General features: G+C 70.3%; 8 protein-coding genes. 4 read left to right on the forward strand and 4 right to left on the reverse strand.

The genetic code is table 11. The features are described 5' to 3' along the window. A partial coding sequence (locus tag C5B96_RS10800; RefSeq protein ID WP_233189144.1) for a hypothetical protein occupies window positions 1–797 on the forward strand: 797 nt, incomplete at its 5' end. Continuing rightward, complete coding sequence (locus tag C5B96_RS10805; protein WP_104245375.1) at window positions 794–1,780, forward strand: alpha/beta hydrolase; 987 nt, start codon at window positions 794–796, stop codon at window positions 1,778–1,780. The genes C5B96_RS10800 and C5B96_RS10805, both read left to right, overlap by 4 nt. Window positions 1,781–2,038: 258 nt before the next feature. On the opposite strand, the gene C5B96_RS10810 is transcribed toward C5B96_RS10805, so the two are convergent. The 3 genes from C5B96_RS10810 to C5B96_RS10820 form a co-directional block, all read right to left on the reverse strand. After that, window positions 2,039–2,563 (reverse strand): 8-oxo-dGTP diphosphatase, encoded by a 525-nt coding sequence (locus C5B96_RS10810; protein WP_233189145.1) that lies wholly within the window; start codon window positions 2,561–2,563, stop codon window positions 2,039–2,041. Window positions 2,564–2,574: 11 nt separating this feature from the next. After that, window positions 2,575–3,138, reverse strand: a complete 564-nt coding sequence (locus C5B96_RS10815; RefSeq protein WP_104245377.1) for an amino-acid N-acetyltransferase — start codon at window positions 3,136–3,138, stop codon at window positions 2,575–2,577. 309 nt (window positions 3,139–3,447) lie between these two features. Continuing rightward, complete coding sequence (locus C5B96_RS10820; protein WP_104245378.1) at window positions 3,448–5,943, reverse strand: ATP-dependent Clp protease ATP-binding subunit; 2,496 nt, start codon at window positions 5,941–5,943, stop codon at window positions 3,448–3,450. A 163-nt stretch (window positions 5,944–6,106) separates the two neighbouring features. On the opposite strand from C5B96_RS10820, the gene C5B96_RS10825 reads away from it, so the two are divergent. Further along, the gene (locus C5B96_RS10825) at window positions 6,107–7,951 is read left to right on the forward strand and encodes a hypothetical protein (protein WP_104245379.1); all 1,845 of its coding nucleotides are present in this window, start codon (window positions 6,107–6,109) and stop codon (window positions 7,949–7,951) included. A 57-nt stretch (window positions 7,952–8,008) separates the two neighbouring features. Here the strand turns inward: C5B96_RS10825 and C5B96_RS10830 are convergent, their stop codons facing one another. Next, window positions 8,009–9,574, reverse strand: a complete 1,566-nt coding sequence (locus C5B96_RS10830) for a DUF4214 domain-containing protein (RefSeq protein ID WP_104245380.1) — start codon at window positions 9,572–9,574, stop codon at window positions 8,009–8,011. 279 nt (window positions 9,575–9,853) lie between these two features. Here C5B96_RS10830 and C5B96_RS10835 point away from each other — a divergent pair. Next, on the forward strand, window positions 9,854–10,861 hold a 1,008-nt coding region (locus C5B96_RS10835; RefSeq protein ID WP_233189146.1), incomplete at its 3' end, for a pirin family protein.

Below are 10,861 nucleotides of genomic sequence, written 5' to 3' on the forward strand. Positions count from 1 at the left end.
CCTCCTCGGCGACGTACGATGGGTGGAAGGGGAATGTGCGCGACCGCGCGGTGTACCGGGGGCGGCTGGTCGGGCATCCGGCGACCTGGAACAACCTCAGCGACGTCGACCTGCCGCCGTGGCTCAGCCTCCGCCGGCTCGACGACAAAGCGATGGGCTACCTCAGCCGGCTCGGCATCGCGTTCACCGCGTCGCGCCCCAGCATCGCGAACGAGCTGCTGCACTGGTTGCGGCTCGATCCGGCGCATCCGGGCTACCGCCGCGACGGCATGACCGACCGGATGCTCGGCCTCCCCGCACCGCTCGCCCGACTGGCTTCGCCCGCAACGCGTCGGCGCAGCATCCGGAACCCGCTCGTCAAGCTGGCCGGCGTCGTCGGCCGGAGTGCGGAGAGCCTCGAACGCGCCCGCACCCTCCGCCCGCTCGCCCTCTCACTCGCCGAGAGCACCACCGAGTCGGCCACCCACCTCGTGCTCGTCGCGAACGCGCGCCTCGCGGCCCTCGACGACACCCCGCGCCTGACGGCCGCGATGGACAGTCGCATCGGCGTCTCCGAGCCCGACGCCCTCGAGGCGGGCCGCGTGCTGCAGCGGCTCTGGCTGCACGCGCACACGCTCGGGCTGGTGGTGTCGCCGCACTCCGAGCTGATCGACTCGCCGCTGGCGCACGGGCTGCTGCGCAAGCGGCTCTCGCTCGGTCGCAGCGACGTCGCGCTGTCGGTTTTCAGCGCGGGCGTGCCGTCGGGCCGGGTGCCGCGATCGCCGCGGCTGACCGACGACCGCGGGGAGCGCGCGTGAGCGCCATCCCGCGCCGCGTGCGCGCATGGGGCCGCATCATGGACCGGTTTGCATCGATGCATGTCGCCACCATGAGCCCCGCCGACATCGCGCACAACCAGACGATGCAGCACGTGCCTGCGCCTGTTCGCAGGCTGGTGTTCGGCGGTCGGCACCGGGGTGTGGTGGTGGATGATCGTGCCATCCCGACGCTAGCCGGCGACCTGCCCGTGCGCATCTACCGCCCGCGAGCCGAGCCCGGCGCTTCCCCGACCCGCGCGCTGCCCATCGTGCTCTACTTCCACGGCGGCGGGTGGACGCTGTTCGGCGCCCTCGACATGTGCGACTGGCTGCCGAGCCGGGTCGCCGCCGAACTCGGGGCCGTCGTGATCGCCGTCGACTACCGGCTCGCTCCCGAGCATCCCTTCCCCGCCGCCGTCGACGACGCGTTCGCGGCGCTCGAGTGGGCCGCCGCTGAAGCCGGCGCTCTCGGCGGCGACCCGGCCCGCCTCGCCGTCATCGGCGACAGCGCGGGCGGCAACCTCTCGGCCGTGGTCGCCCAGCTCGCGCGCGACCGCGGCGGCCCGGCCGTCGCGGCGCAGGCGCTCATCTACCCCGTCACCGACACGGTGCTCGACGACCGCTCGATGCGCCTGAACGCCACGAACCCGGTGCTGCACCAGGCCGACATGCGGCGTTTCCTCGACCTCTACCTCGGCCCCGATGCGGCGTCGCCGGTGCGGGTGGATGCCCGTGCCGCCCCTCTGCGCGCCGAGAACCTGGGCGGGCTGCCGCCGGCGCTGGTGCAGGTCGCGGCGCACGACGTGCTGCGCGACCAGGGGATCCGCTACGCCGAACGCCTGCGAGACGCAGGCAACCGCGTCGACGTGCAGATCTACGGCGACGCCGCTCACGGCTGGGTGACCTACCCGCACATCATGCCGACCGCGAAGCGCGCCGCCGCCGACCTCGTGGCGTTCCTGCGCGCGGCGCTGGGCGGCTGACGCCGCGCTGCGGTGGCGCCGCAACCGAGGATGAGCGGCCCGAAGCGCGCCCCACGTCCGCCACGCGCGCCTGCTCCTCGGTTGCGACCCCGGCTGGCGCCGCCGCCACCGCGCGCGCGTCCCGCGACCACGCATCCGGCCGTGACATCGTGCGACCTGCCCGACGCGGACGCGACATAAACGAGGATGAGCGGCACGATGTGCGACCCACGGGCACAACGCGCGCCTGATCCTCGGTTGCGACCCCGCCCGCGGCGATCAGGTGAGCGGCAGGTCGCTCGCGGCGACGGTCGCGTTGTCGGCGGCGAAGGAGAACCACGCCCGCACCTCGCCGCCCGCCAGCACCGCCGGCAGCCAGTGCTTCGCGTCGTCCCACATGCGCTCGAACGGGATCGCGTCGACCGCGATCCACCGCGGCGCGAGCTCCTCCGACGCGATCGGCTCGCCCTCCCAGCGCGTCGCCGTGAAGACCGTCGACTGCTGGCTCCAGGCGCGCCGGTGCGGGAACTCGTAGTCGAGAAAACCGACCTCGCGCAGGTCGCCGGGCGCCACACGGATGCCCGTCTCCTCCTGCACCTCGCGCACGATCGCCTCGATCGCAGACTCGCCCGGCTCGACCTTGCCGCCGGGCCCGACGAGCCGCCCGGCACCGAGCCCGGTCAGCTTCTGGCCGAGCAGAACCTCGGCCCGGCCATCCGGAGCCCGCCTCAGCAGGTAGCAGACGCACACCTGATAGGGCTCTGGATGGTCAGAAGGCACGGCCTCGGGCATCTGTGGCGTCACGGATGCCAGCCCTACAGGTGCTTCAGCATGCGCGTGTTCCCGAGCGTGTTGGGCTTCACCCGCGCGAGGTCGAGGAACTCGGCGACACCTTCGTCGGGTGAGCGCACCAGCTCGGCGTACACCTCGGGCGCCACCAGCGAGAGCGGCGAGGCGACGAAGTCGTGCCGCTCGAAGAACGACACCTCGAACGTCAGGCAGAACAGTCGCGAGAGACCGAGCTCGCGGGCATCCCGCTCGATCTGGTCGAGTAGGGCATGACCGACGCCGCGGCCGAGGTGGGCGCGGTCGACCGCGAGGGTGCGCACCTCGCCGAGGTCTTCCCAGAAGACGTGCAGGGCGCCGCAGCCGATCGGGGTGCCGTGCTCGTCGACCGCGATGCGAAACTCCTGCACCGCTTCGTAGAGCACGACCGAGTCCTTGCCGAGCAGCACGCGCTCCTGCACGAGGGGCTCGGTGAGCCGCTGGATCCACGGGATGTCGCTGGTGCGGGCCCGACGCACGGTGACCCTGCTGCGCGCGGTACCCGCGGCTGTCGCTGCGGTGGTCGGTGCGGCTGCGGGCGTCGTCTCGGTCATGCTCCATCCTCCCGCACCCGCCGCCGATCCCAAAAACGCCCTCTCCGGCGCCCACCGCCCGTCGCCTCACCTTCCCGCGCGCCCGCGTCCCTCCATTTCCGCGCGAGACGGTCACTTGAGGGCGAGACCGACTGTTGCACGTGCCCATCTCGCCCGCAGGTGGCCGTCTCGCCGAAGGGGCCGGGCACGCGGAAGGGGCGGGCACGGGAAGGCGGCGGGCACGCGAAAGGGCCCGCCCACCGGAGTGGACGGGCCCTGAGGCGGGGGCTGATGCCGCGACCGCGAGCGGCGGGGCGGCAGCCGCGAGCGCTACACCTTGTCGATCGACACCGCGCCGGCGCCGTCGGCGGTCAGCGCCGCGAGGGGCTCGGGCGAGCGCGTGGCGAAGGTGAACTCGCCGTCGACGAAGTCCACGGAGATGTGGTCGCCCGCGTTCAGCTCACCCTGCAGGATGCGCTCCGAGAGACGGTCTTCGACCTCGTTCTGCATGGCGCGACGCAGCGGCCGGGCACCGAGGGACGGGTCGAACCCGACCTCGATGAGGCGCTCCTTCGCCGGAACGGAGAGCTCGATCGTGAGATCGCGGTCCATGAGGCGGTCGCGCAGGCGGCCGATGAACAGGTCGACGATCTGCAGCAGCTCCTCTTTCGACAGCTGCGGGAACACGATCGTGTCGTCGACACGGTTCAGGAACTCGGGCTTGAAGTGCTTCTTCAGCTCTTCGTTGACCTTGCCCTTCATGCGGTCGTACGACGTCGAGACGTTCGTGGTCGACTGGAAGCCGATCGGCGAACCGGTGATGTCTTTCGTGCCGAGGTTCGTGGTCATGATGATCACGGTGTTCTTGAAGTCGACCACGCGACCCTGGCCATCGGTCAACCGGCCCTCTTCCAGGATCTGGAGGAGCGAGTTGAAGATGTCGGGGTGCGCCTTCTCGATCTCGTCGAACAGCACCACGCTGAAGGGCTTGCGGCGCACCTTCTCGGTGAGCTGGCCACCCTCTTCGAAGCCGACGAACCCGGGAGGGGCACCGAACAGCCGCGACACGGTGTGCTTCTCGCCGTACTCACTCATGTCGAGCGAGATCAGCGCATTCTCGTCGTCGAACAGGAACTCGGCCAGCGCCTTGGCGAGCTCGGTCTTACCGACACCCGTGGGGCCGGCGAAGATGAACGAGCCCGACGGGCGACGCGGGTCTTTCAGGCCCGAACGGGTGCGTCGGATGGTGCGGGAGAGAGCCGCGATGGCCTCCTCCTGGCCGATGACACGCTCGTGCAGGGCCTTCTCCATGAACATGAGCCGCGAGGACTCCTCTTCGGTGAGCTTGAAGACCGGGATGCCCGTGGCCTGGGCCAGCACCTCGGCGATCAGCCCCTCGTCGACGATGCCCGATGCCTTGACGTCACCCGACTTCCACTTCTTCTCGAGGCGCAGACGCTCGCCGAGGAGGTTCTTCTCCTCGTCGCGGAGGGATGCGGCCTTCTCGAAGTCCTGCTCCTCGATGGCGGCCTCCTTGCGACCGCGCACGGTGGCGATGCGCTCGTCGAACTCGCGGAGCTCCGGCGGGGCGGAGAGGATCGAGAGACGGAGGCGCGCGCCGGCCTCGTCTATCAGGTCGATCGCCTTGTCGGGCAGGAACCGGTCGGAGACGTAGCGGTCGGCGAGGTTCGCCGCGGCGACGATCGCGCCGTCGGTGATCGACACCTTGTGGAATGCCTCGTACTTGTCGCGGAGCCCCTTCAGGATGTTGATCGCGTGGGGCAACGACGGCTCGGCGACCTGGATCGGCTGGAAGCGACGCTCGAGCGCGGCATCCTTCTCGAAGTGCTTGCGGTACTCGTCGAGGGTGGTCGCGCCGATGGTCTGCAGCTCACCCCGGGCGAGCAGCGGCTTGAGGATCGACGCAGCGTCGATCGCGCCCTCGGCAGCACCCGCACCGACGAGGGTGTGGATCTCGTCGATGAACGTGATGATGTCGCCGCGGGTGCGGATCTCCTTCGTGACCTTCTTGAGGCGCTCCTCGAAGTCACCGCGGTAGCGGGAGCCGGCGATGAGCGACCCGAGGTCGAGCGTGTAGAGCTGCTTGTCTTTGAGGGTCTCGGGCACGTCACCGCGCACGATCGCCTGGGCGAGGCCCTCGACGACGGCGGTCTTGCCGACGCCCGGCTCACCGATCAGCACGGGGTTGTTCTTCGAGCGGCGCGAGAGGATCTGCATGACCCGCTCGATCTCCTTCTCGCGGCCGATGACGGGGTCGAGCTTGTTGTCGCGCGCGGCCTGCGTGAGGTTGCGCCCGAACTGGTCGAGAATCTGAGAGCCCTTGTCAGGGGCCTGGTCGTTGCCGCCCACAGCAACAGCCTCCTTACCCTGGTACCCACTCAGCAGCTGGATGACCTGCTGACGAACACGGTTCAGGTCGGCGCCCAGCTTGACGAGGACCTGCGCGGCAACACCCTCACCCTCGCGGATGAGGCCGAGCAGGATGTGCTCGGTGCCGATGTAGTTGTGGCCGAGCTGCAGCGCCTCGCGGAGCGACAGTTCGAGAACCTTCTTCGCCCGGGGCGTGAAGGGAATGTGGCCGGTGGGCTGCTGCTGGCCCTGGCCGATGATGTCCTGAACCTGCTCGCGCACGGCGTCGAGCGAGATGCCGAGGGACTCGAGCGCCTTGGCAGCGACACCCTCACCCTCGTGGATCAGGCCGAGCAGGATGTGCTCGGTGCCGATGTAGTTGTGGTTGAGCATCTTGGCCTCTTCTTGGGCCAAGACGACGACACGACGGGCACGGTCGGTAAATCTCTCAAACATGCTGACTCCTTGGGTACCGGGGCAGTGACGGTAACCGGTACATAAATGTTAACGACGGAGCCCCCGCGATACTGCTCTGTTCGCCCTCGGCATAGCGCGAGTGCGCGAGCGGCCTATGCTGAACGAGTTCATTGTCGAATGCGAACCATCAGGGGGACCCCACGTGATTGCACGCCCGCGCTCTGCGCGCTTCATCCTCATCGCTGCACTCGTCGTCGGGCTCTCCGGAGTGGGGCTCTCAGCGGTCGGGCTCGGTGCGGCGTCGCCGGCCTCGGCGAACACCGGCTTTCCGTCGAGCAGCCCGGTCACCCCGATCGCCGGTCACGAGATCGACACGGGTGAGATCGTGCTGGAGTTCGACCCGGCGCAGGCGGGGCTCACCGTGGCGGTGACCACGCCGGATCCGGCCGACTCGACCGCCGTCTCCACGGTGACCGGCGTGATCGGCGCCGACGGATCGGTCACCCTCCGCGACTTCGCCGGGCCGACTGCGGTGTACATCGAGACGTCCGACGGCCAAGTGCACGAGCTCGGAGGGGCGCCGCTGCCGGGCACGTTCCCGCACCGTCAGGCCGCCAGTATCTACCGCGGTCTGACGACGACCTACACGTACCAGCCGGGTGACGACACATTCCAGTACCACTTCGGCAGCAACAGCGCGCCGAAGCCCCCGGCCACGTCTGCCGACGTGCTGGCGCAGATTCCGACCACACACTTCACCGTCTCCGCCGAACCCCAGGGCCCCGGCGACACGACGCTGCTGCGTTTCACCGAAGTCAGCCCCAACGGGGTCGGCAACCCCGACTACACAGACAACCTCATGAGCTTCGCCTACGACGCCCCCGAGGGGGCCTACTACGGCGCGCCCGAGGCTGTCGGTGGCACTCCCTTGCAGAACGGCCATTACCTGATCCAGGTGCCGGGCAAGTTCTCCTACGGCCGCCATGTCGTCGCCTCCTTCGACAAGTACGGTCGCCTGGCCACCGTCACATCGGTCGGAGATACCTCGCTGCCGAAGGCTCCCGACGGCTCGAGCGCCGCCGCGCATCCGCTCGACACCGGCACCCTCCTGCTGCAGCTCAACGGCTACCCGTTCGGAACGGTCGTCACCTCGACCGTCGCCGACCCGACCGCGCCCGGCACCTCCAGCGTCGTGAGCGCGACCGCCACCCCGGGAGGGCTCGTCGCCCTGGTGAACTTCGCAGGCTACGTGCGGATCGACATCGACGGCCCGAGCGGTGACGACAACCAGAACCCGGCGACCTTCCGCGCAGATGTGAACATCTATCGCGGGCAGACGGTGCTCTACGGCTACCCGAGTGTGTCCAACACGAGCTCGAATCCGTTCGGGCTTCTGGGCCCAATCCCCGCCCCGGTCATCCCGACCACCGCCGCCGAAGCCGAGCAGCTGACTCCGATCGCGACCTCGGCCGTGTCGCCGACGAGCTGGGATGCCGGCGCCGACCTGCCGCTGAGCTTCAGGGATGTGACACCGACGTCGATCATCCCGAACGACTCGTTCACCGTGGCGAACTACGTCTACGGCGCGCCGGAGTCGCTCGGCAGCTCGACCGTGTACCTGATGCCGCTCGAGAACGACGGGGGTTACTCGTACTCGTTCACCGTGCCCGGCCAGTACACCTCGGGCGGGTCGGTCGCCGCGTCGTTCGATCAGTTCGGCCGTCTCGTGACGCTCGACCGGCTCGACCAGGCGGCCGCGCCGCCCACGACCCCGCCGACCGACACCCCGGTGCCGACCGACCCGGCAACAGCGCCGCCGGCTCCCTCACCCGGCGCGACTCCCGGGGCGACTCCGGGCGGGGTGCTGCCCGGCGGTTCGCCGACTCCGGCTCCGGATGCCGCCGGCTCCCCCGCGCCGGGGCTCGCGAACACGGGCCAGGGCGATCTCGCCCCGGTCGGCACGGCCGCCGCCGCGCTGTTCGGGTTCGGCCTGCTCGTGCTGGGCGTCTCGAGCCGGCGCCGCCGGGCATCCGGAACCCGTCGCTGACGACGAAAGGCGGGCCACGGCGTGTGCCGGGCCCGCCTCTCTGGCTGGTGGAGGGGGTCAGACCCCGAAACGGTACTGCGCGCGGCCGACGTACTCGGCGTTGCCCGAGAGCCCTGAGCGGAGACCCGAGTCGCCGAGCTGCAGGGCCGTGCCCACCCAGTTGGCGAGACCGGCGGGGTCGGGCGTGCGGCCGAGGTACGCGGCGTACATCAGGCTGACCCGCTCGCTGATGGTCTCTGTGGAGTCCCAGAACTGCGCGATCACCCAGGCGCGGCCGTGCTGCACGATCAGCTTGGTCCAGAAGGTGACGTCGGCGGACGACGCGTCGCGGTGCAGCAGCGTGGTGTAGATCGCCTTGACGAAGGAGGTGTTCGTGCCGCCGCGCTGGTCGAAGTACTCCTGCGACGCATAGAAGGAGGTCTCGATGTCGTCGGTCGTGATGAGGCCCTGTTGCATCCAGCGCAGCCAGTCGGCCCGGCCACCGGCATCCGGCCCGCGCCCGAGGATCTTCGAGTACGCAGCGTCGATGCGGATGAGGCGGTACTCGTCACTCGTGACGAAACCGGTCGACACCGCGCCGAGCCCCGCACCGCCGGCGAACTGGCGGTTCCAGAACGTGATGTCCTCCGGTGCGGGCGAGCGCGTGAGGAAGTCCCAGTACAGGGCGTTGACGAACGCGTTGGTGGCGTCGTTCACGCCGGAGACCGAGGCGATGAGCTTCGACACGATCGTGTCGTGGCGGGTGGTCTCGTTCGGGCCCAGGCTGAAGGCGTCGGAGCTGGAGATCTCAGCGTACGAGGTATCGGCCCCGACCCTGATCGCGAAGACGGCGTAGTCGGAGTACGGCAGAACGAAGTCGATGAGGTACTGCCCGTCGTCGGCCCAGCCGAGACGGATCACCGGGTGGTACTTGTCGTCGTCGAGCCGCGTGGCGAGGAAGAGCTGCACCTCTGCGGAGTCGGGAGCCGTCTGGCGGTCACCCGTCGAGAGCCGGCCGCCGACAGTGCCGGTCGGCTGCAGCAGCTGGTCGACGGTGAGCTTCTGGCCGGCGGCGAGGGCGACGGCAGCGTTTCCGAACGGCTTCGTGGCGGTGGCGCCCCACCACATCGCCGTGGCGCCGGCCGGGTCTCCGTCGTAGTAGAACGAGAAGTAGTAGCTGCCGGCGGGAAGCCCCGTGAAGGCGAACGCGCCGGTCGCGGTCGAGGTCGTGTCTGTCGTCGCGACGGTCGTGCCGTCGGCGTCGACCTGCGTCGCCGTCGCGATCACGCCGGCGACAGCCGTGCCCGGCTGGTTCGAGCCGACGGTCACGGTGCCGGAGACGGTCACCGCGGCCGGGGGCGCGGCAGCTGCTGCCAGCGGGTCGGCGGCTGCAGGGCGTTCAGCGAAGGGCACCGCTGCGGCGGCAGGCTTCGGCGGGGTGGCGGGATGCGCCGGGTCGAGTGCGGGCAGCTCGTCTGCGGCGAACGGCAGGGCATCCGTCGCGACCGGCAGCCCGGTGGTGGCGCTGACCTGCAGCGCAGCGGACGAGCGGGCGACCGACGCCGACCCTTCCGCGAACGACGGTGTCGCGACGAACACCGACCCGACGACGAGAGCGGCAACAGCCGCGGTGAAAAGTTTCACGTTCCCCAACTCACTTCTCCGTGTGCCGACCCCCGGCAACGAGCGTCAACCTATCAGAGGGCGGATGCCGCGCCCCGCGACGCGCCTACGAGGTCACGTAGCGGAGGTTCGCGGTCAACCCGACCACGCGACGACGATCGCGACCACGGACGCTGTGATTCTCAGCACGATTCCCCCTGCACTCCCCCGCGCCGCCCGAGCAGCCGGCGCAGCCCGCGCAGCCCGCGCTGAAAAGTACCACACCGCGCGTGCTGCGCCGGCGGCGGTTAGGCTTCCGCTGTGAGCAACCTCGAACGGCACCCGAGCGAGATCCTGGAGTGCTCGAGCGACAGCGTCGCCGCCGCCGCCGACACAGCAGCCGCAGCCGACACCACAGCCGCCGCGCCGGTCGAGATCCTCACCCCGCGCGAAGTGCCGCTCGGCGGGCCCCGCGCGATGACCGTGCGCCGCACCCTGCCGAGCAAGGGCCGCACCATGATCGGCGCGTGGTGCTTCCTCGACCACTACGGCCCCGAGCCGGTCGCCGCGTCGGGCGGCATGCGCGTTCCGCCGCATCCGCACACCGGGCTGCAGACCGTGTCGTGGCTGTTCGAGGGCGAGATCGAGCACCGCGACAGCGTCGGCAGCCACGCGATCGTGCGCCCGGGTGAGCTCAACCTGATGACGGCGGGTCGGGGCATCAGCCACTCCGAGGTGTCGACGCCCGGCACTGATGTTCTGCACGGCGCCCAGCTCTGGGTCGCGCTGCCCGACGCGTCCCGCCACCTGCCGCCGTCGTTCGAGAGCCACCGCGCGCGCCGTGTTCGCCTCGGTGACGCAGACGTGCAGGTCTTCATGGGCGCGCTCGGCGGGGTGCGGGCCGATGCGACACTCTTCAGCGCGCTCGTCGCCGCCCAGATCGACCTGCCCGCCGCGGGCGTGGTCGAGCTCGAGGTCGACGCCGGTTTCGAGCACGGGGTGCTTGTCGATGCGGGGCGGGTGGGCATCCAGAGCAGCATCGTCGAGTCGCACGAGCTGGCCTATCTGGCTTCTGGATGCCGCATGCTGCGTCTCTCGGCGGGCGACGCTCCCGCGCGCCTGCTGCTCATCGGTGGCGAGCCTCTGGCGGAGAAGATCCTGATGTGGTGGAACTTCGTCGGCCGCTCGCACGAGGAGGTCGTCTCGTACCGCGCGGCGTGGCAGGCGGAGGCGATCGGGGTCGGCGGCCCGCCGCCGCCCGGCACCGAGCACCTCTTCACCGCCCCGGTCGCCGGAGCCACCGGCGAGCACGAGGGCGCCCCCCTGCCC

The organism is Subtercola sp. Z020 (assembly GCF_002931235.1).
Lineage (GTDB): Bacteria > Actinomycetota > Actinomycetes > Actinomycetales > Microbacteriaceae > Subtercola.